We start from the raw sequence: 24,920 nt of genomic DNA on the forward strand, positions 1-24,920 counted from the left end.
CCGAAAGACAACGCTGGGGGACTGTCAGCTTTGGCTGGCCGGCGGGGCCATGGCGGGCAAGCGGATGGCAAAGCGGGTGCCCGTGCCGGGGGTGGTGCGCAGGCTGATGCTGCCACCGGCTTTTTGCACGATGTCGCGGGTGATCGACAGGCCAAGGCCGGTGCCGTCGCGCCCCTTGGTGGTGAAGAACGGGTCGAAAATCCGGGCAGCGATGGGGTCGGGGATGCCGGGGCCGGTGTCGGCGACAGTCAGTTCAACCTGTGGCGGGGTGTCGGGTTGGGGGGTGTTGGGCGCGGGGGTATTGGGTGCGGGGGCCTGTGGCAGCGTCTGGCAGCCCAGTGTCAGCCGCCCGCCCGATGGCATGGCCTGAATGGCGTTGATGCACAGATTGACCAGAACCTGCTGCAACTCGGTCTTGTTCATCAGAATTTGCGGGGTTTCGGTCAGCGCCAGATCCAGCGTGATCCCGCCCTTGACCAGCAGATGTTGCAGCAGGGGCAGGGTGTCGCGGATGGTTTGCGCCACATCGATGCCGTGATCGGGGGCGGCGAATTCTTCGGGCCGGGCAAAGCGCAGCAGTTTGCCGATCAGCACATGAATGGCCTGAATCCGATCCTGGATCAGCGCGAATTCGGTTTTCAGGGGGGCGGCGGCGGGGCCAAGATCAGACTGGATCACATCCAGATTGCCCTGGATCACCGCCAGCGGATTGTTGATTTCATGGGCCACACCGGCGGTGATTTCGCCGATCGCGGCCAGCTTTTCCGACACGATCAATTGCCGGGTGGTCAGATCAAGCCGGGTGTTGGCGGCCTGCAATTCGGCGGTGCGTTCGGCCACCCGGTGCTCTAGCGCATCGGCCCAGTCGCGCAGGCTGCGGTCGCGCTGTTGCAGCTGATCAAGCAGGCTGTCAAGGTGATGGGCGACGCGCGCGATCTCGTCATCCACTGCTACGCGGCCGACGCGGGCGCCGAATTGCCCGGCCTCAACCTGGCCGATGACGGCATTCATTTTTTCCAGCGGGCGAAAGATGCTGCGCGCCCACAACAGCATGACCGGGACAGAGATCAGCACGACCACCAGAAAGATCAGCGCGATCTGCCACAGGGTGCGGGCCTGTGCGGCGGCGAAATCGCGTTCCAGAAAGCCGACGTAAAGCATACCGACGATTTGGCCAAAGCTGTCGGTCAGCGGGTGATAGCCCGACACATACCAGTCATTCACCACAAAGGCGCGGTCCAGCCATGTCTTGCCCTGGGCCAGCACGCGGTTGCGCACGCTGACCGAAACACGGGTGCCAAGGGCGCGGACATCCTCGAACAGGCGCACATTGGTGGAAATGCGGACATCGCCCAGAAACAGCGTGGCCGTGCCCTGGCCTGCGCCGGTCAGGCTGCCTTCGGGATAGACCAGCGCGTTGATGTCGTCGATGAACCCCAGATTGCGGTTCAGCAACAGCCCCCCCACGATGGCCCCGCCGGGGGCATGGGCGGCGGCATGGATGACCATGCCCTGATCCTCGACCAGCCGGTCGGTGGGCTGGGCGGCGGTGGTGGGCACCAAGGGGATGCGCGCGCGCTGGGCCAGGGCGGGGGACAGGGCCTGCAACTGCGCCGCTTGCAGCACATCAAGGGCGGTGACACTGCGCCCGGCCATGGCCTGTTGCACGATGGGCCAGTCCAAAGGATTTGGGGCGCTGTTCAGCGAGGCGGCGACCACGGGCACGCCAGCGGCATCGACGTAATACAGAAAATCAAGGCCCTGGCGCAGGCGCTGGCCTTCCAGAAACGCGGCCAGATCCTCGGCCCCGGTTTCTGACAGGCGCAGCGCAGCCATCAGGGCCGCAGATTGGCCCAAGGCCTCGACCGCGGCCCCGCGGCTTTCCATCAACCCGCGCAGGTGCTGGCGGGCGATGGTCAATTCGCTGTCCACCTTGGCGATCAGCACCTCATCCAGCCGGTCAGACAGGCTTTTGACCGAGGTCAGCAACAGCAGCGGCAGCAGGATCAGCAGCGGCAGCAGCGTCAGCAGCAACAGACGCCCGCGCACCGAGGCGCGCAGGGGCGGGGGCGTGGGGTCAGACAAGGGCTGGGGGTCAGACATTCCACACGGCGCATTTGCGATCAATCGTCTTGCGCGAAATGCCCAGACGACGCGCAGCCTCGGCCCGGTTGCCGCCGCAGGCCTCAAGGATCGACAGGATGTGGCGGCGTTCAACCGCTTGCAGCGAGTCCGACGCCTCGGCCGGGTCGTCTTGCGGGTCGGCGGCAAATTCGGGGGGGAATTCGCCAAGGATCAACGACCGCTCGATCAGATTGCGCAATTCGCGCACATTGCCCGGCCAGTGATAGCCCGCAAGCGCCAGCAGCACGCCTTCGGTCAGGGGCAGGGGCGGCACGCCCAGTTGGCGGGCGAACTGGCCCATGAAGGTTTCGGCCAGCTCGGCAATATCGGGCACGCGTTCGCGCAGCAGCGGCATGCGCAGATGCACCACGTTGATGCGGTGATAAAGATCCTGACGGAAGCGCCCGCTGGCCACGGCCTGTTCAAGGTTGCCGTTGGTGGCAAAGACAAAGCGCAGGTTCAGCGGCAATTCCCGTTCGGCCCCGGCAGGGCGAATGCGGCTGTCTTCGATCACCCGCAACAGCGTGGCCTGCACCGGCAACGGCAATTCGCTGATTTCATCCAGAAACAGCGTCCCGCCCGACGCCTGCACCAGCAGGCCATCGCGCCCCGACCCCAGTTCGCCGAACAGATCGGCCGAGATGCGGTCGGGCGAGATGGCGGCGCAGTTGATGGGCACAAAGGGTTTGTCGGCACGGTCTGACAGGGCATGAAGGGTGCGCGCGGCCACCTCTTTGCCGGTGCCACTTTCGCCGGTGATCAGCACCGGGGCCGGGGTTGGGGCCACGCGCTCCAGCGATTTGCGAATGGCGGCAATGGCGGGGGAATGGCCCATCAGCCGGCCCCTTGGGCTGTGCACCTCGGCCCGCAATTCGTATTTCAGCAAAAAGTTCTCGCGCCGCAGATAGCGCTGATCCATGCAGCGCGAGATGGCATTCAGGATCTGGTTCGACCGGAACGGTTTCAGCACGAAATCCGCCGCCCCCAGCCGCATGGCATGAATGGCGGTATCCAGATCGGCATAGGCTGTCATCAGGATGGCTTCGGCAAAGAACCCGACGCGGCGCTGTTCGGCCAGCCAGTCCAGGCCCGACTGGCCGGGCATGACATTGTCCAGCAGCACCAGATCGAAATTGCGCTGATCCAGCAGGCGCGAGGCTTCGGCCGCATCGGCGGCCTCTTCCACCCGTTTGCAGCGCGGGGCAAGCGTGCGCACCAGAAAATTGCGGATGCCCGGTTCATCATCCACCACCAAAAGCGAGACATGCTGCAGCACGGCATCAATATCGCTGGGCGCGGGGCCAGCGGGCGATGGGGCGGCGGCAGTCATGGTCGGCTATGGCCTTTCACTCGTCGAGGCGGACGTTTTCGGGGCTGATTGTCCGTTCTGCCGCCGAGAAGCCGATCTGGTCAAGGCCAAAGTCGGCAACGACGGCGAGGACGATGGTGGCCAGAAAGGCCATGAACATGCTTTTCATCGGGGCGTTCTCGATTGTTGGGCCAGTGGGTCTTGGGTGGTTGTCTGATCTGGGGGGCCGATCTGGAGGGCGGTGGTCATTCGGCGGGGGTTCCGTTACGATCGCCATGGGCTTTCTGGCCCGTCACCTCTTCATACCACAGACCGTGGTGTTCCTTGGCCCATTGCACCTCGACCTGACCCGATCCCATGGCATCAAAGGCACCCTCCATCCCGACTGAGCCGATGTAGATATGGCCGATGATGACGGCCATGAAGACAAAGGCAATGATCGCATGCCACAGCTGCGAAAGCTGCATTTCTTCATGCGGGGCCAGAACCGTGGGCAGGGGATCAAACCCAAGGGCCTGTGGCAGGCCAAGGGCATTCAGCTTGGCAAAGGTGGGGGCAAAGAGGTGCAATTCAAACGGGAACAGCAGCGCCACGCCCGAAACGCTGATCGAGACGCCCAAGACCACGACCGACCAGAAGATCAGCTTTTGGCCTGCGTTGAATTTCTTGGCCGGGGGGTGAACGCCCTTGGAAAACAGCCCGCCGCCCACGGCGATCCATTTCAGATCGTGCTTGTTGGGGATGTTATGGGCGATCCAGAACACGGTGACCATGATCAGCGCCAGCATGAAGGGCCAGGCAAGGTTGTTATGCGCCCATTTGCCTGCGATGGCGATGGGGGCAAAGGCCTCGTGCCCGATCAGGGGGATCAGGGCCACGCGCCCGAACAACAGCGCAAGGCCGGTGATGGCCAGCACGATGAACGACCCGCCCAGCATCCAGTGGGCAAAGCGTTCGATGGCGGAAAAGCGCAGGATCGTCTGGCCGGTTTTGGGGCCGTCAATCATGATGCGGCCCCGCAGCAGGTAGAACAGGGCCAGAATGCCCAGCATGCCCACCAGCAGCCAGCCGCCGTAAAAGCGCAGATCCTGGGCGCGCACGTTCAGCCATGTCATGCCGCCATCCTGCATCAGCACCTGGGCTGCGGGGCCACGGGCCTGGGTGGTGATGTCGGCCCTGTCATAGCGCAGGGCGCGCCACAATTCGGCATCTGATACGCCGCCAAGCGTGCCCAGGGGATCGGTGATCGGGGCGGCGGCATCGGGGTTGCCCAAGGCGTCGCTGCGAAAACTGTCGTCGATCTTTTGCTGGGCCTGACGGGCCAGAATATCTTGCAGCGTCTGCGCGCCGCCCGTGGCACTGCGGTCGGAGGACGGGGCTTCGGGGGTGGGGGCCTCTTGCGCCGGGCTTGGGGCCGCGGTCAGGGCCAAAGCCGTCAGCAGCGCAAAGAGCAGGGCCAGCAGTCTTGGGGGCATGGTGTTCACCGGATCATCCCGTCATGTGTCGTGCAAGGTGCAAAGCAGCCCATGGCCCCTTGCGGTGCCACGGGGCGATGTGAAAAGGCGGCCCGGCGCGTGGCCGGGCCGGATCGGCTTAGTTCGCCTTTTGGTTGTAGGCCGTGCCCCAGCCCCAGGCGCCAGCGCCAAAGCCGCGGGCCACGACGCGTTCGCGGTAGATGGCCGACACCATATCGCCATCGCCCGCCAGCAGGGCCTTGGTGGAACACATCTCGGCGCAGATCGGCAATTTGCCTTCGGCAATCCGGTTGCGCCCGTATTTGGCGAATTCGGCGGTGGAATGCGTTTCTTCCGGGCCACCGGCGCAGAAGGTGCATTTGTCCATCTTGCCACGGCTGCCAAAGTTGCCCGCCTGCGGATATTGCGGGGCGCCAAAGGGGCAGGCGTAAAAGCAATAGCCGCAGCCGATGCACAGGTCTTTCGAGTGCAGCACGATGCCATCGGCAGTCTGGTAAAAGCAGTCGGTCGGGCAGACCGCCATGCAGGGCGCATCCGAGCAATGCATGCAGGCCACCGAGATCGAGCGTTCGCCCGGTGAGCCATCATTGATCGTCACGACCCGGCGGCGGTTGATGCCCCAGGGAACCTCATGCTCGTTCTTGCAGGCGGTGACGCAGGCATTGCATTCGATGCAGCGCTCGGCGTCGCAGAGAAATTTTGCGCGTGCCATATCTGTCGTCTCCTCAGGCTGCGGTGATCTTGCAGAGTGTGGCCTTTGTCTCCTGCATTTGCGTCACGGAGTCGTAGCCATAGGTCTGCGCGGTGTTGGTGGATTCCCCCAGAACATAGGGGTCTGCGCCCTCGGGGTATTTGCTGCGAAGGTCTTCGCCCTGGAAATGGCCGCCAAAGTGGAACGGCATGAAGGCCACACCCGCGCCGACGCGTTGCGTCAGCATGGCCTTGACCCGCACCTTGCCGCCCTCGGGCCCTTCGACCCAGACCATCGACCCGTCGCGGATGCCCAGATTGTTGGCGTCGCGTGGGTTGATTTCCACGAACATGTCTTGCTGCAATTCGGCAAGCCAGGGGTTCGAGCGGGTTTCATCGCCACCGCCTTCGTATTCGACCAGACGGCCCGAGGTCAGGATGATCGGGTAATCCTGGCTGAAGTCCTTGGACTGGATCGAGGCGTAAAGCGTGGGCAGGCGATAGAACTTGCGGTCTTCATAGGTGGGATAATCGGCCACCAGATCGCGCCGGTTGCTATACAGCGGTTCGCGGTGCAAGGGCACCGGGTCGGGGAACGTCCAGACCACGCAGCGGGCCTTGGCATTGCCATAGGGCGCGCAGCCGTGTTTGATCGCCACCCGCTGGATGCCGCCCGAAAGGTCGGTCTTCCAGTTGATCGCCGAAACCCGGTCATCATAGTCGCTGGGGAAGGCCATGCCTTCGGCCTCGCCGATTTCTTCATCCGAGACATCAAAGCCGTCAATCGCGGCCACACGGGCGATGATTGCCTTTTCGCGGGGGGTCAGATCGGTGTGCCAGCCCAGATCGCGCAGCATTTGATAGGTGAATTCAGGATAGCCGTCCTGAATCTCGGACCCGACGGTGTATACCCCTTCGGCCAGCAGGTTTTCACCATCGCGTTCCACCCCGAACCGGGCGCGGAACGGCAGGCCGCCATTCGCCACCGATTGCGACATGTCATACAGGTTCGGCGTGCCCGGATGCTTCATCTCGGGCGTGCCCCAGCACGGCCACGGCAGGCCGTAGTAGTCGCCATCACACGGCCCGCCATCGGCGCGCAGGGTGGTTTTGTCAAAGGTGTGCTGATTGGCCATGTGCAGCTTGATGCGCTCGGGCGACTGCCCGGTATAGCCGACCGTCCACATGCCGCGGTTGAATTCGCGGGTCAGGTCTTCGATCATCGGCACGTTTTCGCTTTCCATGCCGATATTGCGCAGCAGGCGGTCGGCAAAGCCGAACTTTTTGGCGAACAGGGTGATGATCTCGTGATCGGTTTTCGACTCGAACAGGGGCGCCATCACCTGATCGCGCCATTGCAGCGACCGGTTCGATGCCGTGACCGAGCCACGGGTTTCGAACTGGGTGGTTGCGGGCAGCAGATAGACGCCATCGGTGCGGTCATGCAGCACGGCAGAAACGGTGGGGAAAGGATCGATCACGACCAGCGTATCTAGCTTTTCCATCGCCGTTTTCATTTCGGTCATCCGGGTCTGGCTGTTGGGCGCGTGGCCCCACAGCACCATGACCTTGATCGTATCGTTCTGGTCGATATTGGCCGGGTCTTCCAGCACGCCGTCGATCCAGCGCGAAACGGGGATGCCGTTTTCGTTCATCAGGCTGCGCGGGTTGCCATCGGCATCGACGGCGGGCTGGCCGTCGGGGCCATTCAGCATGGCAAAGCGACCCTTCAGCCAGTCCAGATCCTCGCCCCAGACCTTGGCCCAATGCGCCCAGGCCCCCGGCACAAGGCCGTAATAACCGGGCAGGTCATGCGACAGAACGCCAAGGTCGGTCGCGCCCTGCACGTTGTCATGGCCGCGGAAGATGTTGGTGCCGCCACCGGCCACACCCATGTTGCCCAAGGCCAGTTGCAAGATGCAATAGGCGCGGGTGTTGTTGTTGCCGTTGGTGTGCTGGGTGCCGCCCATGCACCAGATCAGGGTGCCGGGGCGGTTGTTGACCAGCGTGCGCGCCACGCGCTCTAGCTGTGCGCCGGGAACACCGGTGACACGCTCGGTTTCCTCGGGCGTCCACTTCTTCACCTCGTCCTTGATCTGGTCCATGCCCCAGACGCGGGTGCGGATGTATTCCTTGTCTTCCCAACCGTTTTCAAAGATGTGCCACAGCAGGCCCCAGATCAGGGCCACATCGCTGCCCGGACGAAAGCGCACATATTCGTCGGCATGGGCCGCCGTGCGGGTAAAGCGCGGGTCGCAGACGATCAGGGGGGCGTTGTTTTCTTCCTTGGCCTTCAGCATGTGCAGCAGCGAGACGGGATGCGCCTCGGCCGGGTTGCCGCCGATCAGGAAGATCGCCTTGGATTTGTGGATGTCGTTATAGCTGTTGGTCATCGCGCCATAGCCCCAGGTGTTTGCCACACCCGACACAGTGGTCGAGTGGCAAATCCGGGCCTGGTGATCGACGTTGTTGGTGCCCCAATAGGCGGCAAACTTGCGGAACAGATAGGCCTGTTCGTTGTTATGCTTGGCAGACCCCAGCCAATAGACCGAGTCGGGGCCATTCTTTTCGCGCACATCAAGCATCTTGTCGCCGATCTCGGTGATCGCCTGATCCCACGAGATGCGCTTCCAGACGCCGCCTTCTTTCTTCATCGGGTATTTCAGCCGGCGCTCGCCATGGGCGTGTTCGCGCACCGCCGCCCCCTTGGCGCAATGGGCGCCCAGGTTGAACGGGCTGTCATAGCCCGGTTCCTGCCCGATCCAGACGCCATTATCGACCTCGGCCACCACAGTGCAGCCGACCGAACAATGGGTGCAGACGGTTTTCACCGTATCGACCGCGCGGGCCACGGCCTCTTGCGCATTGGCGCGGGTGACGGTGCCGCCGGTCATGCCAAGGGCTGCAAGCCCGCCAATCGCCAGGCCCGAGCCCCGCAAGAAGGCGCGCCGGTCAACCGACTTTTCCGCGACAGTGGTCAGAAGCGGTGTCCGGCTCGCCGCGCGAACCACTCCGCTGGTTTTTCTTTTCAGCATCGTGCTCTCCCTTGCACCCCGGCTGGGCCGGGCTTGGGTCTTGGTGGGGATGGGCGGTCAGAACCGCGCCAATTGGTAATAGGTGCGGGTATGGGCGTTATCTTGCAGCCCGTCGGGGGTGGCCGCGGTCTGGGCGGCTTCGGCCCCCGTTCCGGCTGTGGCCGCCACGATGGCTGCCGGGGCTGCGGTGCTGGCCAGTTTCAGAAAATCACGCCGCCCGACGGCATCCTTTGCGCTGGTTGTGTCCTTCGATCTTTTCATTCACGCCTCCTGTGGTGCGTCGTCTGTGGGGGCCGGGGCCACCCTGATGGGGAACGGGCCTGCTGCCCGTCTTGGTCTGTCAGCCATTCCCAAGCCGGAAGGCCTCGCGTTCGATATCAATGAAGATCCGGCCCAGCGTGCCGACGGGCAGGTAAAAGACCGACCCTTTGGCCTGTTCCAGATCGCTGAAGAAATGCGCGGCCCAAGGGGCGATATGGCGGTTGAAAAACTCGCGCTGACGCTCGATCGGGGCGGGGCTGCCAAAGCGGCCGTCGATCAGCCCGGCCATCATCTCCATCAGCGAGGCGATGTTGTCTTCGGGTTCATAGACATTGGGCGCGCGGCTGATCTGAAGGCTGGCCATATCCTTGCGCAGGGTGGCCAGTGGCTTTTCGTTCAGAAACCCGGTCAGGTAATAGCTGGCAAAGGGCAGCAATTCGCCGCGGCCGATGCCGATGAACAATTCGGTGAATTCACGCTCGACCGATGGGGCGCTGGTGTTGCGGGCCAGCTTGGCCAAAGTCTCGACCGCGCGGCCCATGGGTGTTGCGTCGCCCGTCAGCCCGCCAAGGGCGCGCAGGCGTTCTTTGGTGGGCGGGTCGGCCAGCAGCGCCGCCAGAAGATCATAGACTTCGGCGCGCAGGCGGTCTTCTGCGGCAAGGGCCCGGTCTGCCGGTTCAAGGGTTGGGGCGGCTTGGGTCATCCGGTCCTCATGTCTCAAAGGAAAAGCGCATATGGCGGCGGGGCAGGGCTGGCGCATCCTGCTCGGGGGCCGCGTGGGGCGTGTCTTGTGCGGGGCTGGCCTGCCCCATCTGCGGTGCAGGTTCGGCGTCTGGCCCCGTCTCTGGCCCCGTTTCTGGCCCCGTCTCTGGCTCTGGCTGGGCTTCTGGCTCTGGCGGCAGGGCGGCTTTGGCCGTATTGGCCTCGGCCTTTTCGGCCATGGCCAGAACATGCTGCATCAGGCCCTTGCCCACCTGATAGCTGGTTTTCAGATCCGGCACGACAGTGGCCGCGTCGGTGTAATCCTCGTTGAAATCCACCAGCCCGTCCAGATTGGCCAGCACCGGGTTTGATCGCCACAGCCGACGCAAGGCGCGGCGGCGCAGATGCTCGGGCACGGTTTTTTGCAAGAAGGCCGAAAAATCATCGCCCATCCGCATCAGATCGGGGTCTTTCAGGCCCAGTTCGGCCAAGATCACCGCGTCGGGGCGTTCGTCTTGCTGCGGGGCGGGGGCGGGCGCATCCTGTTCGCACAGGTCTGCATCACGGGCGGCGGCCAGGGCGGCCTCTTCGGCCTGCACCGCAGCGCGCCGACGCGACCAGAAGTTTGACGCAGCGGTATTTGATGGGGCGGCGGTCATGATCCCTCTCCCCTTGATGTCTCTCCGGGCCGCATGGTGCCCGGCGCGCGAAACACATCGGCCATCTGTCGAATGCGGGCATCGCCCTTGCCATCCTCAACCAGATCGACCCGCTTTTTATCGCGCTTGCGCTTGATGAAGGGTTCGTCGTGATGATGTTCCTGCACGAAATCATGCACCCATTTCATCAGCATCAGGGGCATCGGCACCTGTTCGATCAGGCCTTCGCCGCTGTCCATGTAATCTTGCCCTTCATAGGGCGAGGCGGTGATATGCGTGGCCTTCCACGGCAGATCGCTGCCCAAAGCGGCATCATGCTGCAACACCACCACAACCCCCGGCACCTTGGAGGCCAGAGCGACCTGATAGGCTTCGGTATCGGTCGACCACAGATCAAGGGTCAGGGTTGCGGCATGGTATTCGACCGCATCCCCTTCGCGGCGCAATTCGCGCCAGTTGGCAGGGCCAGCGCCCGGCAGAACCGCCACCACTTTCCACGCCCATTTCGCCCACCGGGTGACCCCCGGTGTGCGGCGCACTACGATTCCGACCGGCATGGATGCGCGGGTAAGTGGCATGTGTTGACGTATCCTCCCCTCAGGATGTGCCCCCTGTTGACGTCAGTCATGGGTCAAACCTTGCCGATGCCGCAAAGCAAAATTGCACGAATCGGTCAGAAAACTGATCCAGTCCGGCCGATGTGGACATTTTGTCCAGTTCCATTGCCGGGGTGGTTTTGGGCGCGGACACAATGTCCCAGCCCGTTTTTATGACTGTTTTTGTTGGGATTCTTTCTGCCGTGAATCAGCCCGAATCACCTGAATTCGGGTGATGGGGGCCTTTACGGGCCGTGGCATTTCATGCCTAGCTTGCCGCCAATCTGCCGGAAACAACGGCAGACACAGCCAGAGGGGGGAGCCGCGATCAATGTCTAAGCACCTGATTTTGTGTAATTGTCTGGAAAGTCAGCCGATCGACGCCACGGCCATCGGGCAGGCCACGGGGCTGAAATGTTCTCGGGTTCATCGCTCTCTCTGCACCGCAGAAATCGACAAGGCCGCCGAGGCGCTGGCGGGGGGCGATGTCGTGATTGCCTGCGCGCAAGAGGCCGACCGCTTTGCCGAACTGGCCGAAGAGATCGGGGCCGAGGCCCCGGTTTGTGTCGATATCCGCGACCGGGCGGGCTGGTCTGACGATCTGCAAACGGCGCCCAAGATGGCGGCCCTGCTGGCCGAAAGCCTGTTGCCGCAGCCCATGGTCAAGGCGCTGGATGTCACCTCCGAAGGCCGCTGCCTTGTTCTGGGCGCGCCAGATGTGGCGCTGGCGGCGGCCGAGCGGCTGGCCGATACGCTGTCGGTCACGGTGCTGTTGGACCGCGCGGCTGATCTGCCGTTGACGCGCCGGTTTGAGGTGGTGCAGGGCCGATTGAAGCGGGCCGAGGGCACGTTGGGGGCGTTTTCGGTGCTGATTGACGGCTTGCAGATGGTGCAGCCGGGGGGGCGCGGGGCCTTTGGGCTGACGCCGCTGCGCGATGGGGCGCGCACCGAATGTGATGTGATCCTGGATCTGACCGGGGGCACGCCGCTGTTTTCGGCCCCGCACAAACGGGATGGCTATTTGCGCGCCGATCCGGGCAGCCCCACGGCGGTGGCCGAGGTGCTGATGCAGGCGGCCCAGCATGTGGGCACCTTTGAAAAACCGCTGTATCTGCGGCTGGAAAGCCATTTGTGCGCCCATTCGCGGGCGGGCAAGACGGGCTGCACCCGCTGTCTGGATATTTGCCCGACCGGGGCGATCACACCTGATGGCGATCATGTGGCGGTCGATCCGCTGGTCTGTGCGGGCTGCGGGGCCTGTGCGGCTTTGTGCCCTTCGGGGGCGATCCTGTATGATGCGCCGCCGGTGGATAACACGCTGATGCGGCTGCGGGTTCTGGCCGAAACCTATGCCCGTGCCGGTGGGGATGCCCCGCGGCTGCTGGTGCATGATGCCGACCATGGCGGGCAGATGATCTCGCTGGCTGCGCGCTTTGGCCGGGGGCTGCCTGGCGATGTGATCCCGCTGGCGGTGGCGGCCTTGGCGGGCTTTGGTCATGCCGAGATGCTGGCCGCCCTTGGCATGGGCTTTGCCGCGGTTGATCTGCTGCTGGCCCCCCAGACCGAGCGAGACCCGGTCGAGCGCGAGGCGGCCCTGGCCCGTGCGATGGGGGCCGAGGGGCGGGTGCGGCTGTTGGATCTGGCTGATCCTGATCAGGTGTCGGAGGCGCTTTACGGGGCGGCAGTGCCTGCGCCTGTGGCCCAGCCGGTGCTGGCCATGGGCGGGCGGCGGCAGGTGGCGCGGCTGGCGGCCAAGGCGCTGCTGCCGGGGGCCGAGGCGCCGGTGGCCCTGCCTGCGGGTGCGCCCTATGGCGCGGTGGTGGTCGATACCGATGCCTGCACGCTGTGCCTGTCTTGTGTGTCGTTGTGCCCATCAGGGGCGTTGCTGGACAACCCCGACCGGCCCGAGTTGCGCTTTCAGGAAGATGCCTGTCTGCAATGCGGGGTCTGCGCCCATGCCTGCCCCGAAAAGGCCATCACGCTGGTGCCGCAGTTCGACCCGACCGATGCGGCGCTGAAACAACGGGTGCTGAACGAAGAAGAGCCGTTCTGCTGTGTCGAATGCGGTGCGGCCTTTGGTGTGAAATCGACCATCGAGAAGATCATGGAAAAGCTGGCGGGCAAGCATTCGATGTTTCTGAACGAAGGGGCGGGACGCCTGATCCAGATGTGCGATGATTGCCGGATCAAGGCGCAGTCGCATGCCAAGGGCAATCCCTTTGGGCTGGGCGAGCGCCCTGTGCCGCGCACGACCGATGACTATCTGTCAAAGCGCAAGGATCACTGATGCCCGGATGGGGCGGGCTTAACAAAGGACAAAGCTGATGGAAGACGACTTCAACATGTCGCTGCGCAAGTTTCTGAAACAGGTGGGCGTCACCTCGCAACAGGCCATCGAAGAGGCCGTGCGCGCAGCCGGGCCTGCGGTGGCGGGCAAGGATTTGTCGGCGCGCGTGGTGCTGACGATTGACGGGGTTGCGTTGACCCATGTGGTTGAGGGCACGATCAAGGGGCCTCAGGCATGAGCCTGACGCGTGAGGCCGTGCTGGACGTGCTTAAGCGCGTGGCCGACCCTTTGGGGGGCAAGGATATTGTCACGGCAGGCATGGTGCGGGCGCTGAATGTTGATGCCGGTGCCGTGCGCTTTGTGCTGGAGATCGACCCCGCCCGCGCCAAGGTGATGGAGCCGGTGCGCGCCGAGGCCGAAGCGGCGCTGAAGGCGCTGCCGGGGGTGGGGGCTGTATCGGTGGTGATGACGGCCCATGCCGCCGCCCCGCCGCCCCCCAGCCTGAAAGGCGGGGGGCATGGCCATGCCCACGGTCCAGCCAAGGCGCAAGGGCCGGAAAAGATTGCAGGGGTGGCAAAGATCATCGCGATTGCCTCGGGCAAGGGCGGGGTGGGCAAATCCACCGTTTCGGCCAATCTTGCGGTAGCCCTGGCGGCCGAAGGGCGGCGCGTGGGCCTGCTGGATGCCGATGTCTATGGCCCGTCGCAGCCGCGCATGCTGGGGGTGTCGGGTCGGCCTGCCAGCCCCGATGGCAAGACCATTCTGCCGCTGCGCAACCACGGCGTCACCCTGATGTCGCTGGGTCTGATGACGCAGGAAGACGAGGCCGTGGTCTGGCGTGGCCCGATGCTGATGGGGGCGCTGCAACAGATGCTGTTTCAGGTGCAATGGGGCGCGCTGGATGTGTTGATCGTCGATCTGCCGCCGGGCACGGGTGATGTGCAGATGACCCTGTGCCAAAAGGCTGCGGTAGATGGCGCCATTGTTGTCTCGACCCCGCAGGACATTGCCCTGCTGGATGCGCGCAAGGGCATTGATATGTTCCAGAAACTGGGCACGCCGATCCTGGGGCTGATTGAAAACATGTCCACCCATGTCTGTTCCAACTGCGGGCATGAAGAGCATATCTTTGGCCATGGCGGCGTCGCGCGAGAGGCGGAAAAGCTGGGTGTGCCGCTTTTGGCCGAAATTCCGCTGCATCTGGATATCCGCACCGCGGCCGATGGCGGCGCGCCGGTGACGGTGTCAAAACCTGCCAGCCCGCAGGCGCAGGCGTTTCGGGATCTGGCCCGGCAGTTGATCGCCTCGGGGGCGGCATGACGCTGGCGCCGGTCTTTCCGCCGCTGTTGAAAGGCATGGCGGCCGGGCCTGCCAACCCGGTGCCGATTGCCATTGCGCAGGCCGAGCGCGGGGTGGATGCCGGTCTGCTGGTCTGGTCGCAGACCGAGGAACGGCTGCGCGCGGCGCTGGTGCTGGCGCCCGATACGCCGCTGGAGCCGGCCATGGCCGGGCTGATCGCCTGTGCCGTGGGCATGCAGAACGCGCTGGGGGCGCTGGCCCCCCCGGAAACGGCGGTGCATATCGACTGGACGGGCGATCTGCGGCTGAACGGGGCGCATGTGGGCGGCCTGCGCGCGATCTGCCCAAGGGTTCCGGCGGGCCAGATGGCCGATTGGATTCCAGACTGGATGGTGGTGGCGGTGGATCTGACGCTGCGCCTGCCGGATCGGCTAGAGCCGGGCCAGACCCCGAACTGGACCGCGCTGGATCAAGAAGGCTGCGGCGAGATCGAGTCCATCACCTTGCTGGAGGCCTGGGCACGGCATTCGCTGTTGTGGCTGAATGGTCTGGACGAGCCGCAGGGCCGTCAGTCGCTGTATCGCGAATGGAAGGGGCTGGTCTGGAACCTTGGCAAAGAGATCTCTTTGCCGTTGCAGGGCGAAAGCCTGACAGGCACCTTTCTGGGGGTGGATGAGAACTTTGGCATGATCCTGAAAACCGCGATGGGACCGCGCCTGTTGCCGCTGACGGCTTTGCTGGAAAGGGACTGACATGCTTTTGGCCCGTGCCATTCATTTTGATGAAAGCGACATGAATGTGTTTCACAACCCGGCCCGCACTGGGGAATGGGCGATTTCCGGGGGGTTTGAGTTTTCAAACTGGGGCGAGGGCGATCTGGTGGGCAAGGCGCGTCAGGCCTTTGCCAATGGCTGGCTGGGGGTGGAAACCTTTGGCCGCGTCACCTTTGTGGCCGTCACCCGGATTGAACCCGCGGAATACGAGGCCTTGGCCGATCATCTGGCCCAGCATTTCGTGGCCGTCTATGGCGCGCCCTCGGTGCAGGCGGCACGCCCCGTGGCGCTGGAGGAACTGGCCCAGATGGCCGAGCTTTGCGCCGATCACGCGCCCAACACCGTGCTGACCGTGCTGCGCGACTTGACCGAGGCCGGAGTGCGAGAGCAATACCGCTTTATCCAGCCCTCGGATGCCGGGCTTGAGCAATTTGCCATCCACGCCATTCCAGAAGAGTAGCCGGGGCGGGAAGACGGGGGCAAAGGTCGCCCCCTTGGGCCGTTATGGACCGGGGGGCGCAAGGCGCCCCCCGGCTTTCGTGGCGCAGACTTACTTGGGTTGCGCGTTGAAGACGAACAATTGCTGCCCGGCGATCTGATAGCCTTCGATCAGCGCCTTGGCGCGGTCCGAGGTCAGCCAGTCTTCCAACTGCGCGGCAGCTTCGGCTTTGACATGGGGGTGCTTGGCCGGGTTCACCGGCAAATAGGCATATTGGTTGAACAGGGCCGGGTCGCCTTCGTAGGTGATGGCCAGATCGGCCTTGTTGGCAAAGTTCAGCCAGCTGGCACGATCTGCCAGAATATAGGCATTCATGCCCGCCGCCGTGTTCAGCGCGGCCCCCATGCCCTGACCCACGGCCTTGTACCAGTCGCCGCCGGCTGTCACGCCGGCCTGATCCCACAGCGCCAGTTCCATCTTGTGCGTGCCACTGTCATCGCCACGGCTGACAAAGGTGCTTTGTGCGGTTTCAATCGCCTTGAACGCCGCAACGGCCGAGCCGCTGTCTTTGGTGCCAGCCGGATCTGCGGCGGGGCCGACCACGACGAAATCGTTATACATGATCTCGCGGCGGTGGGTGCCATTGCCTTCGGCCAGCCATTTGTCTTCGGCCGGGCGCGAATGCACCAGAACCGCATCCACATCGCCCGCAGCGCCCAAGGCCAGCGCCTGACCGGTGCCAACGATCAAGAGTTGGACAGTGATGCCGGTGTCTTTCTCGATCTCGGGCAGCAGGATTTCGGCCAGCCCGGAATTGGCGAAAGAGGTGGTGACCGAAAGCTTGAGCTCTTCGGCATGGGCCATGGCGGTTGCACCGATCAGGGCCGCGGACAAAAGCAGGGTCTTGAATGTCATGTGAGCAGATCTCCTCTTAGATATGCCTGCGCTTCCGGGGATCGGGGCGCGGTGAAAAAGGCGGTTTTTTCGGTGGTTTCGGTCAGGTGCCCGGCGGTCAGGAACCAGATGTCATCGGCCAGACGCCGGGCCTGCCCCAGATCATGGGTCGACATCACGATGCGGGTGCCACGGGCTCGGGCCTCGGTCAGGATGGCTTCGATGTCGCGGGTGGCGCGGCCGTCAAGATTGGCGCAAGGTTCATCCAGAAACAGCACTTCGGGCGACAGGATCAGCGCGCGGGCCAGCGCCAGCTTTTGCTTTTCGCCCCCGGACAGCACCATGCCGGGCTGATCCAGCACGTTTGCCAGCCCAACCTGTGCGGCCATTTGGCTGGCGGTGTCATGGGCCTGTGCCCTGGACTGGCCCCGCAGCAGCAAGGGATAGGCGATGTTGCCCAGCACGCTGCGGCGCAAAATGGTGGGGGATTGGAACACGAAGGCCTGTGCCAGACGCGCGGCATCGCCCGGTAAGGCCCAGCGGATCTGGCCGGAACTGGGCCATTCCAGCCCGTGCATGGCCTTAAGCAGGGTGGTCTTGCCCGAGCCGTTCGGCCCCATCAGCACGGTGATCCCGTCGCCCTCTAGCCGGGTGGAGAGCGGGCCAAGGATGACCCGCCCGCCGCGGCGGATGGTCAGCGCCTCGATCGACAGGGGCAGCAGGCGGTTTACCATCGGCTGCCCCTTTCGGTGCGCGACAGGGCGTGCACGGTAAAGTTCACCGCGATGGCAAGGCCGATCAGGATGAACCCCAAGGCCAGCGCCATGCCGAAATCACCCTTGCCGGTTTCAAGGGCAATCGCGGTGGTCAGCACCCGCGTCGCATGGTCGATATTGCCGCCGACAATCATGATCGCGCCAACTTCGCCAATGGCGCGGCCAAAGCCCGCCAGCGCCGCCGTCAGCAGCGCGCGGCGGCCATCGAACAACAGGGTGGCGATGCGCTGGCGGCGGGTTGCGTTCAGCGAGATCAGCAGATCGTGGTAATCGGCCCAAAGCTCTCGGATCGCCTGATGCGAGATCGAGACGATGATCGGTGTGATGATGATGACTTGGGCGATCACCATGGCCGTGGGGGTGAACAGCAGGCCCAGCACCCCCAAAGGCCCCGACCGCGACAGCATCACATAGACGAACAGCCCCACCACCACAGGCGGCAGGCCCATCAGCGCATTCAGCAGCGCGATCACATGACGGCGCAGGCGAAAGCGGTTGACCGCAAGCCAGGCCCCCAGGGGCAGGCCGATGGCGGCGGCAATCAGCGTGGCGGTGACGGTGACGCGCAGGGAAAGCAGGGTGATTTCAAGCAGATCAGGGTCCAGCGCCCACAGCAGCATGGCCGCTTGCTCCAGTCCCTCCCATAAGGTGTTCATCGTGACCCGTCCGTTGTGCCGACCCTTGCGCTGGCCTTGTTGTTGATAGCTGCCCTAACATCGGTCAGCCCGCACGAAAACGGACATTCTGGGGGTTGGTGCCGACAGGTGATGGACATTTTGTCCAAGCCTTATCCGCAGTGGCGGTGGCACCAGTCCAGAACGGCGGTCGGGTTGGGGTCGATTTCTTCGCCCAGACCTTCGGCAAAGCGCAGAAACGCCTCTAGATTGCTCCGGCTGACGGAGGTCAGCACTGGAATGCCCTGTGCCATTGCCGCCCCGATCAGCGGACGAAAGCCCGCGCCATCGACCTCGGCCTTGCCGAATTTGTTGACGATGCACAGGCGCGGGCTGCTGGCCAGTGCGGCCTCGGCCAGACCGACCGCGCTGGCCAGTGCGGCCGGGTCAAGCCGGCAGCCGCGTGACAGGGCGCCCAGATTCTGGCTGATGCGCACCACGCGGTCGCGGGCCAGCACATGCAGATCCATGTCGCAGCGCGCCTGTGGGTCACGTTCATCATTCACCTGCACGGCGCCTGCCAAGGCCCAGCCCTTGGCCTGCAACTGCTCGGCCACCGAAAACAGCAAGCGATCTGCCGCGCCGCGGCCCTCGACAATCAGATAGCCCAGCATGAACCCATGGCCTTTTTCCGTTTCGGGCAGCGGGCCTGCGCTTTGCCGCCCGCGCCCCCTTGTCTGCCCTGCGGGCTTATCCCACAATAGGGAAAATGATGAAAGATCACGCATGACTGGCGCCCCTAAGGCCCCCAACCTGCCGCTGTTGCCCAACCCGAAGGCCCCCGGCCTGACCCGCCCCATTGCCGGGCGTGACCAGACCGGGGCCATGGTCGAAATCTCGGTGGTGGAAGAGCGGCCCCTGACCATCTATCTGAATGCGCAGGAAATCGTCACGGCGATGACGATTGGCGATTACCCCGAATATCTGGCGATCGGATTTCTGCGCAATCAGGGCATGTTGCGCCCGGATGATGTGATCACGCAGGTCGATTACGATGATGATCTGCAAGTGGTTGTGGTGCGCACCACGCGCCAGACCAGCTATGAAGAGAAGGTCAAGAAAAAGACCCGCACCTCGGGCTGTGCGGTGGGCACGGTCTTTGGCGATATGATGGAGGGGCTGGAGGGCCTGACCCTGCCGCAAGCGACCCTGCGCACCAGCGATCTTTACGCGCTGGCCAAAGAGATCAACACGCTGCCCTCGCTGTATCTGGAGGCAGGGGCCATCCATGGCTCGGTTCTGTGCCAAGGCGGGCGCGTGCTGGTCTATATGGAGGATGTAGGCCGCCACAACGCCGTTGACAAGATTGCGGGCTGGATGTTCCGCCATGGTGTCAGCGGGGAAGACAAGCTGCTTTATACCACCGGGCGGCTGACATCAGAGATGGTGATCAAGGCGGCGCTGATGGGCATTCCGATGCTGGCCAGCCGGTCGGGCTTTACCGCTTGGGGGGTGGAAATCGCTAATCAGGTGGATCTGACGCTGATTGGCCGGATGCGGGGGCAGCGGTTTGTCTGTCTTGCGGGCGAACAGCGCCTGATCCGCGATGCCGCGCTGTCGGGCGAGGATGAAGACAAGCGCCATCGCCGCAAAGGGGCGCAGGATGACTGAACAGGGCCAGATTGCCGGGGTGATCCTGGCCGGGGGCCGTGCCACGCGGATGGGCGGCAGCGACAAGGGGCTGAAGGCGGTTGCGGGGCGGCGTCTGATCGACCATGTGATCGACCGGCTGTCGCCGCAGGTGCAGGCCATGGCGATCAATGCCAATGGCGATCCGGCACGCTGGGCCGAATTTGGCCTGCCGGTGCTGGCCGACAGCCTGCCCGAATATCCCGGCCCCTTGGCGGGGGTTCTGGCGGGTATGGATTGGGCGGCGGAAAACGGCTTTGCGGCCGTTGTTTCCGTGGCCGCCGATACCCCGTTTTTCCCGCGCGATCTTGTGCGCGGATTGCAAGCCTCGGCCGGGCCTGCGGGGCTGTGTCTGGCGGCCAGCCCGGATGACACGGGCCGCATTCAGCGCCAGCCCACCTTTGGCCTGTGGCCCGTGGCGCTGCGCCATGATCTGCGCCGCGCGCTGACAGGCGGGTTGCGCAAGGTGGTGCTGTGGACCGACAGCCATGGTGCGGGGCAGGCGGTCTTTGCCGGGGCGGCGGACCCGTTTTTCAACGTCAACACCCCCGAAGATCTGGCGCGGGCCACCGAGATTGCAGAGAGGCTGGCATGAAGATTTACGGGGTGACCGGCTGGAAGAACACCGGCAAAACCGGGTTGATGGAGCGTCTGGTGACCGAGATCACCGGGCGCGGCCTGCGCGTCTCGACCGTCAAGCATGCCCATCACGCGACAGACATCGACCATCCGGGCCGCGACAGCTTTCGCCACCGGCAGGCGGGCGCGACCGAGGTGATCGTGGCCTCGCCGCTGCGCTGGGCGGTGATGCATGAACTGCGCGGGGCCGAAGAACCGGGGCTAACGGCGCTGCTGGCGCGGCTGTCGCCGGTCGATCTGGTGCTGATCGAGGGCTATAAATCCGCGCCACACCCCAAGATCGAATGCCATCGCGCGGCGGCGGGGCGGGGGCTGTTGGCGCCGGAAAATGCCAGCATCCGCGCGGTGGCCAGCGACAGCGCCCATCCGGGGCTGGCGCTGCCGCTGTTTGATCTGGATGACACGGCCGCCATCGCCGGGTTCATTCTGGCCGAGGTGGGCCTGTGAGCTTTCCCGTGAGGTTTGCCCGTGAACTTTGACAGCGTCATCATCCTTGACTGGTCGGCTGCGGCCAAACCGACGCGGGGCAAGGATTCGATCTGGATCGGGCAGGCCGGGGCCGGGGCTGCGGCACCGGTGAACCCCGCCACGCGGGCCGAGGCCATGGCGCTGTTGCGGGGGCGCATCGCTGCCGCCCGCGCCAAGGGGTTGCGGGTGCTGGTGGGGGCGGATTTCCCCTTTGGCTATCCGCAGGGCTTTGCCGCAGCGCTGACCGGGCAGGACAGGGCTTTGGCGCTGTGGGGCTGGCTGATGGGGCAGGTGCAGGATGCGCCGGACAATGCCAACAACCGCTTTGATCTGGCCGCCCGCATCAATGCGCAGCTGCCGGGGGTCGGGCCGTTTTGGGGGCGGCCTTCCGGGCTTGATCTGCCTGATCTGCCCGAAAAGGGCAGTTTGCGCGCAGACATGCCCTTTGCCGAGCGCCGGGTGGTTGAGGCGCAAGAGCCAAAGGCGCAGCCGGTGTGGAAGCTGTTCACCACAGGATCGGTCGGATCGCAGGCGCTGCTTGGGATTGCGCATCTGGCGCGGCTGCGGGCCGATCTGGGGGCCGATTGCGCGGTTTGGCCCTTTGAGCCGAGTGGCGCGGCGGGGGTGGTTCTGGCCGAGGTCTGGCCCTCGCTGCTGGCAGAACAGGTGGCGGCGGCCGAGGGGCTGTATCCGTGCAAGGATGCGGCGCAGGTTGATCTGCTGGCCAAGGCATTGGCCGGGATGGCGCCGGGTGATCTGGCGGGGCTGATGGCCCCCGATGCCGCAGCGGGGGTGCTGGCCGAGGAAGGCTGGATCCTGGGCGCAGGCAAGGCTGATGCTTTGCGGGCCGGGCTGGCGGGCGATCTGCCCGCGCTGACACCGCCGCGTCTGCGCAACGATTGCTTTGCCATGCCGCAGGGCGTGGATTGGGTGCCGGTGGATGAGGCCTTGGCCCGGCTGCGCAGTGTCTTGGTGCCGCTTGCGCGCACGGAAACGCTGCCCGTGGCACAGGCGGGCGGGCGGGTGCTGGCGGCGGATGCCGTGGCGCTGCGGTCAAACCCGCCGCGCGCCAATGCGGCGGTGGATGGCTATGGCTTTGCCCGGCATGCGCTGACGGGCGAGGGGCCGTGGACCCTGCCATTGGTGCCGGGGCGGGCGGCGGCGGGGCAACCGTTTGACGGGGCCGTGCCCGCGGGCCAGGCGATCCGCATTCTGACGGGGGCCATCCTGCCGCAGGGCGTGGATACTGTGGTGCTGGAGGAAGACTGCGCCACCGATGCTGCCCGAGTTGCCTTTGACGGCCCGGTCAAGCCCGGTATCAACACCCGTCGCGCTGGCGAAGACGTGGCCGAGGGGCAGGTGGCCCTGCGCAAGGGGCGGGTGCTGACGCCGCCCGATCTTGCGCTGCTTTCAGCGCTGGGGCTGGCGCAGGTGCAGGTGCATGCGCCGTTGCGGGTGGGGGTGCTTTCGACCGGGGATGAGATCATCGCCACCCCCGGCGACCCGGCGCTGCCGCATCAGATTCATGATGCCAACCGCCCGATGCTGCTGGAGTTGATCCGGCGTTGGGGCTTTGACCCGGTGGATCTGGGCCATGTGGCCGATGATCCGCGCAAGATCGCCGCACGGCTGGACAAAGGCGCGCGGCTGGCCGATGTGATGCTGACCTCGGGCGGGGCATCGGCTGGGGATGAGGATCACGTCAGCCATCTTTTGCGCACCAGAGGCAGCCTGTCGAGTTGGCGCATCGCGATGAAGCCGGGCCGCCCACTGGCCCTGGCGCTGTGGCGGGGGGTGCCGGTTCTGGGGTTGCCGGGCAATCCGGTGGCGGCACTGGTCTGTGCGCTGATTTTTGGCCGCCCGGCCTTGGCGCTGATGGCCGGGGCCGATTGGCCGCAGCCCGCGGCCTTTACGGTGCCTGCCGCCTTTGCCAAGCGCAAAAAGGCTGGGCGGCGCGAATATCTGCGCGCCCGGATCAATACCATGGGGCAGGCCGAGGTCTTTGCCTCGGAAGGTTCGGGCCGGATTTCGGGGCTGTCCTGGGCCGAAGGGCTGGTGGAATTGCCCGACGGGGCCGCCGAGATTACCCCCGGCAGTGCGGTGCGCTTTTTGCCCTTTGGCTTTTAGGTCTTGATCCGGCGGATCAGATAGGCGGTCGCGGTGCCATCGGGCGCAGACCCAAGGGGCACCGACCCGATCAACTCATTGCCGGATTCGCGGCAGTAATGCGGCACGTCGATCACGGCTGCGGGGTCTGTGGCCACCAGCCGCAGCACGGCGCCGTTTCCCATAGTGGACAAACGTTTCCTCGCCTTCAACACAGGCAGCGGGCAAAGCAGCCCGCGCGCGTCGATTTCGATATCCCAGGGTATGGTGTCATTCATGGCGCAAGATGTAAGTGTTAGGTCGCGAACTGTCCACCACCGAAGTGGCGGGCATGACAGGATCGGTCCGCAAGCCCGGCGTATATGCCGGGCGCGCGGGGGCTGAAGGGCAGGGATGAGACGATGACAGCAGATCAGAACGGCATCTGGAAATCGGGCCGTGGCAAGGGGCGGCGCACGCCCAAGGGCCGGCAATATGACGATGCCGCCTTGGCCGAGGTGCAGGCGCTTTTGGGCGATGCCCCGCGCAGGCGCGATCTGCTGATCGAATTCTTGCATCTGATTCAGGATGAATACGGCCATCTGGCGGCCCGCCATCTGCGCGCCTTGGCCGAGGAGATGCGGCTGTCGATGGCCGAGGTTTGGGAAGTGGCGACGTTCTACGCCCATTTCGACCCCCGCCGGGAAGGTGAGGCCCCGCCACCCGCCATCACCATTCGCGTCTGCGACTCGCTGTCTTGCGAACTGGCCGGGTCCGAGGCGCTGTATGATGCGTTGCTGGCCGGGCACGACCCCGCCGCCGTGCGGGTGCTGCGGGCGCCCTGCATGGGGCGTTGCGACACTGCACCTGTGGCCGAGGTGGGGCACCGCCATATTGATGCTGCCACGCCTGATCTGGTGAATGCCATCGTGGCCTCGGGCGATTTTCACCCCGAAGTGCCGGATTATCAGGCCTTTGCCGAATATCGCGCCACGGGGGGCTACGACAAGCTGCTGGATCTGCGCGCGCATGGCGATTGGGAAAAGGTGCAGGACGAAGTTCTGTCGTCGGGCCTGCGCGGGCTGGGCGGGGCCGGGTTTCCTTCGGGCAAGAAATGGGGCTTTGTGCGCGCCAATCCCGGCCCGCGCTATCTGGCGGTGAACGGGGATGAGGGCGAGCCCGGCACGTTCAAGGATCGTCACTATCTGGAACGCACCCCGCATCTGTTTCTGGAAGGCATGCTGATCGCCGCCTGGGCGGTCGAGGCGGAGAAATGCTTTATCTACATGCGCGATGAATACCCGGCGGTGCTGAAGCTGCTGAAAGAGGAAATCGCCGAGTTGGAGCGCGCGGGCCTTGTGGCGCCCGGATATATTGATCTGCGCCGTGGGGCGGGGGCCTATATCTGCGGCGAAGAAAGCGCGATGATCGAGTCGATCGAAGGCAAGCGCGGCATCCCCCGCCTGCGCCCGCCCTTCGTGGCCCAGGTCGGCGTCTTTGATCGCCCGACGCTGGTGCATAATGTCGAAACCCTGAAATGGGTGGCCCGTATCTGCCGCGAGGGGGCCTCGGTTCTGAGTGATACCGAACATAATGGGCGCAAGGGGTTGCGGTCTTATTCGGTGTCGGGCCGGGTGGCGCGGCCGGGAGTCTATCTGCTGCCCGCCGGGTCCACCATCACCGATGTGATCGCCGCCTGTGGTGGCATGGCCGAGGGCCATTCGTTCAAGGCCTATCAGCCGGGGGGGCCATCCTCTGGCCTGCTGCCTGCATCCATGCATGACATCCCGCTGGATTTCGACACGCTGCAACCGCATGGCACCTTTATCGGATCGGCCGCCGTTGTGGTTTTGTCGGACAAGGACAGCGCACGGGGCGCGGCGCTGAACATGCTGCGTTTCTTTGAATCCGAAAGCTGCGGCCAATGCACCCCCTGCCGGGTGGGCTGCGAAAAGGCCGTCAAGCTGATGCAGGCCCCGAAATGGGACAAGGATCTGCTGAACGATCTGTGCGGCGTGATGGCCGATGCCTCGATCTGCGGTCTGGGGCAGGCCGCCCCGAACCCGATCAAGCTGGTCATGAAACATTTTGCGGATGAGGTCTGAG

General features: G+C 64.7%; 25 protein-coding genes. 10 read left to right on the forward strand and 15 right to left on the reverse strand.

The genetic code is table 11. The features are described 5' to 3' along the window. Window positions 1-24: 24 nt before the first annotated feature. The 10 genes from V3C85_RS04550 to V3C85_RS04595 form a co-directional block, all read right to left on the reverse strand. Window positions 25-2,103 carry a sensor histidine kinase gene (locus tag V3C85_RS04550; RefSeq protein ID WP_331793902.1) on the reverse strand — a complete coding sequence of 693 codons (2,079 nt, stop codon included), beginning with the start codon at window positions 2,101-2,103 and terminating at the stop codon, window positions 25-27. Then, window positions 2,096-3,454, reverse strand: coding sequence for a sigma-54-dependent transcriptional regulator (locus V3C85_RS04555; protein WP_331793903.1), 1,359 nt, complete (start codon window positions 3,452-3,454; stop codon window positions 2,096-2,098). Before V3C85_RS04555 ends, V3C85_RS04550 begins: the two co-directional genes overlap by 8 nt. Window positions 3,455-3,470: 16 nt before the next feature. Beyond that, the gene (locus V3C85_RS04560; RefSeq protein WP_331793904.1) at window positions 3,471-3,602 is read right to left on the reverse strand and encodes a hypothetical protein; all 132 of its coding nucleotides are present in this window, start codon (window positions 3,600-3,602) and stop codon (window positions 3,471-3,473) included. A 76-nt stretch (window positions 3,603-3,678) separates the two neighbouring features. After that, a complete protein-coding gene (locus V3C85_RS04565) occupies window positions 3,679-4,908 on the reverse strand; it encodes a formate dehydrogenase subunit gamma (protein ID WP_331793905.1) in 1,230 nt (409 codons plus the stop codon). A gap of 118 nt (window positions 4,909-5,026) precedes the next feature. After that, a complete protein-coding gene (gene fdh3B, locus V3C85_RS04570) occupies window positions 5,027-5,620 on the reverse strand; it encodes a formate dehydrogenase FDH3 subunit beta (RefSeq protein WP_331793906.1) in 594 nt (197 codons plus the stop codon). 13 nt (window positions 5,621-5,633) lie between these two features. After that, window positions 5,634-8,633, reverse strand: a complete 3,000-nt coding sequence (locus tag V3C85_RS04575; protein ID WP_331793907.1) for a formate dehydrogenase subunit alpha — start codon at window positions 8,631-8,633, stop codon at window positions 5,634-5,636. A gap of 57 nt (window positions 8,634-8,690) precedes the next feature. After that, window positions 8,691-8,894 carry a twin-arginine translocation pathway signal protein gene (locus tag V3C85_RS04580; protein WP_331793908.1) on the reverse strand — a complete coding sequence of 68 codons (204 nt, stop codon included), beginning with the start codon at window positions 8,892-8,894 and terminating at the stop codon, window positions 8,691-8,693. Between the two features lie 79 nt (window positions 8,895-8,973). Continuing rightward, window positions 8,974-9,597, reverse strand: a complete 624-nt coding sequence (locus tag V3C85_RS04585) for a TorD/DmsD family molecular chaperone (RefSeq protein ID WP_331793909.1) — start codon at window positions 9,595-9,597, stop codon at window positions 8,974-8,976. Window positions 9,598-9,604: 7 nt separating this feature from the next. Beyond that, window positions 9,605-10,255 (reverse strand): DUF3306 domain-containing protein, encoded by a 651-nt coding sequence (locus V3C85_RS04590; protein ID WP_331793910.1) that lies wholly within the window; start codon window positions 10,253-10,255, stop codon window positions 9,605-9,607. Then, window positions 10,252-10,812 (reverse strand): DUF3305 domain-containing protein, encoded by a 561-nt coding sequence (locus tag V3C85_RS04595; RefSeq protein WP_331793911.1) that lies wholly within the window; start codon window positions 10,810-10,812, stop codon window positions 10,252-10,254. Before V3C85_RS04595 ends, V3C85_RS04590 begins: the two co-directional genes overlap by 4 nt. Window positions 10,813-11,182: 370 nt before the next feature. Between V3C85_RS04595 and V3C85_RS04600 the strand changes: the two genes are divergently transcribed. The 5 genes from V3C85_RS04600 to V3C85_RS04620 are packed head-to-tail and all read left to right on the forward strand — an operon-like array spanning window position 11,183 to window position 15,670. Then, window positions 11,183-13,138, forward strand: coding sequence for a 4Fe-4S binding protein (locus tag V3C85_RS04600; RefSeq protein ID WP_331793912.1), 1,956 nt, complete (start codon window positions 11,183-11,185; stop codon window positions 13,136-13,138). A 37-nt stretch (window positions 13,139-13,175) separates the two neighbouring features. Beyond that, window positions 13,176-13,376: a DUF6494 family protein gene (locus tag V3C85_RS04605; protein WP_331793913.1), complete on the forward strand. Its 201-nt coding sequence runs from the start codon at window positions 13,176-13,178 to the stop codon at window positions 13,374-13,376. After that, a complete protein-coding gene (locus V3C85_RS04610; protein WP_331793914.1) occupies window positions 13,373-14,458 on the forward strand; it encodes an Mrp/NBP35 family ATP-binding protein in 1,086 nt (361 codons plus the stop codon). Before V3C85_RS04605 ends, V3C85_RS04610 begins: the two co-directional genes overlap by 4 nt. After that, window positions 14,455-15,189 carry a biotin/lipoate--protein ligase family protein gene (locus V3C85_RS04615; RefSeq protein WP_331793915.1) on the forward strand — a complete coding sequence of 245 codons (735 nt, stop codon included), beginning with the start codon at window positions 14,455-14,457 and terminating at the stop codon, window positions 15,187-15,189. The genes V3C85_RS04610 and V3C85_RS04615 overlap by 4 nt, the downstream gene beginning before the upstream one ends. Before the next feature lies 1 nt (window position 15,190). Then, entirely contained in the window at window positions 15,191-15,670 is a 480-nt protein-coding gene (locus tag V3C85_RS04620; protein ID WP_331793916.1) for a DUF6505 family protein, read from the forward strand. A gap of 90 nt (window positions 15,671-15,760) precedes the next feature. Here V3C85_RS04620 and V3C85_RS04625 read toward each other — a convergent pair whose 3' ends face one another. The 4 genes from V3C85_RS04625 to V3C85_RS04640 all read right to left on the reverse strand — a co-directional run bounded on the left by V3C85_RS04625 (window position 15,761) and on the right by V3C85_RS04640 (window position 18,721). After that, window positions 15,761-16,564: a substrate-binding domain-containing protein gene (locus tag V3C85_RS04625; RefSeq protein ID WP_331793917.1), complete on the reverse strand. Its 804-nt coding sequence runs from the start codon at window positions 16,562-16,564 to the stop codon at window positions 15,761-15,763. After that, window positions 16,561-17,277, reverse strand: a complete 717-nt coding sequence (locus V3C85_RS04630; RefSeq protein ID WP_331793918.1) for an ATP-binding cassette domain-containing protein — start codon at window positions 17,275-17,277, stop codon at window positions 16,561-16,563. Before V3C85_RS04630 ends, V3C85_RS04625 begins: the two co-directional genes overlap by 4 nt. Continuing rightward, window positions 17,271-17,975, reverse strand: coding sequence for an ABC transporter permease (locus tag V3C85_RS04635; RefSeq protein ID WP_331793919.1), 705 nt, complete (start codon window positions 17,973-17,975; stop codon window positions 17,271-17,273). The genes V3C85_RS04630 and V3C85_RS04635 overlap by 7 nt, the downstream gene beginning before the upstream one ends. 131 nt (window positions 17,976-18,106) lie before the next feature. Continuing rightward, a complete protein-coding gene (locus V3C85_RS04640; protein WP_331793920.1) occupies window positions 18,107-18,721 on the reverse strand; it encodes a DUF2478 domain-containing protein in 615 nt (204 codons plus the stop codon). Between V3C85_RS04640 and V3C85_RS04645 the strand changes: the two genes are divergently transcribed. The 4 genes from V3C85_RS04645 to V3C85_RS04660 are packed head-to-tail and all read left to right on the forward strand — an operon-like array spanning window position 18,720 to window position 22,856. Then, the gene (locus V3C85_RS04645) at window positions 18,720-19,604 is read left to right on the forward strand and encodes a formate dehydrogenase accessory sulfurtransferase FdhD (RefSeq protein WP_331793921.1); all 885 of its coding nucleotides are present in this window, start codon (window positions 18,720-18,722) and stop codon (window positions 19,602-19,604) included. The genes V3C85_RS04640 and V3C85_RS04645 overlap by 2 nt on opposite strands. Continuing rightward, the gene (gene mobA, locus V3C85_RS04650; protein ID WP_331793922.1) at window positions 19,597-20,217 is read left to right on the forward strand and encodes a molybdenum cofactor guanylyltransferase MobA; all 621 of its coding nucleotides are present in this window, start codon (window positions 19,597-19,599) and stop codon (window positions 20,215-20,217) included. Before V3C85_RS04645 ends, mobA begins: the two co-directional genes overlap by 8 nt. Beyond that, a complete protein-coding gene (gene mobB / locus V3C85_RS04655) occupies window positions 20,214-20,708 on the forward strand; it encodes a molybdopterin-guanine dinucleotide biosynthesis protein B (protein ID WP_331793923.1) in 495 nt (164 codons plus the stop codon). Before mobA ends, mobB begins: the two co-directional genes overlap by 4 nt. A gap of 21 nt (window positions 20,709-20,729) precedes the next feature. Further along, entirely contained in the window at window positions 20,730-22,856 is a 2,127-nt protein-coding gene (locus tag V3C85_RS04660) for a molybdopterin-binding protein (protein ID WP_331793924.1), read from the forward strand. Here the strand turns inward: V3C85_RS04660 and V3C85_RS04665 are convergent. Beyond that, window positions 22,853-23,113: a sulfurtransferase TusA family protein gene (locus V3C85_RS04665; protein WP_331793925.1), complete on the reverse strand. Its 261-nt coding sequence runs from the start codon at window positions 23,111-23,113 to the stop codon at window positions 22,853-22,855. The genes V3C85_RS04660 and V3C85_RS04665 overlap by 4 nt on opposite strands. 123 nt (window positions 23,114-23,236) lie before the next feature. Between V3C85_RS04665 and V3C85_RS04670 the strand changes: the two genes are divergently transcribed. After that, window positions 23,237-24,919 carry an NAD(P)H-dependent oxidoreductase subunit E gene (locus tag V3C85_RS04670; RefSeq protein WP_331793926.1) on the forward strand — a complete coding sequence of 561 codons (1,683 nt, stop codon included), beginning with the start codon at window positions 23,237-23,239 and terminating at the stop codon, window positions 24,917-24,919. Window position 24,920: the final 1 nt, after the last annotated feature.

The sequence above is a fragment of the Pseudotabrizicola sp. L79 genome (assembly GCF_036553525.1).
Classification (GTDB): domain Bacteria; phylum Pseudomonadota; class Alphaproteobacteria; order Rhodobacterales; family Rhodobacteraceae; genus Pseudotabrizicola.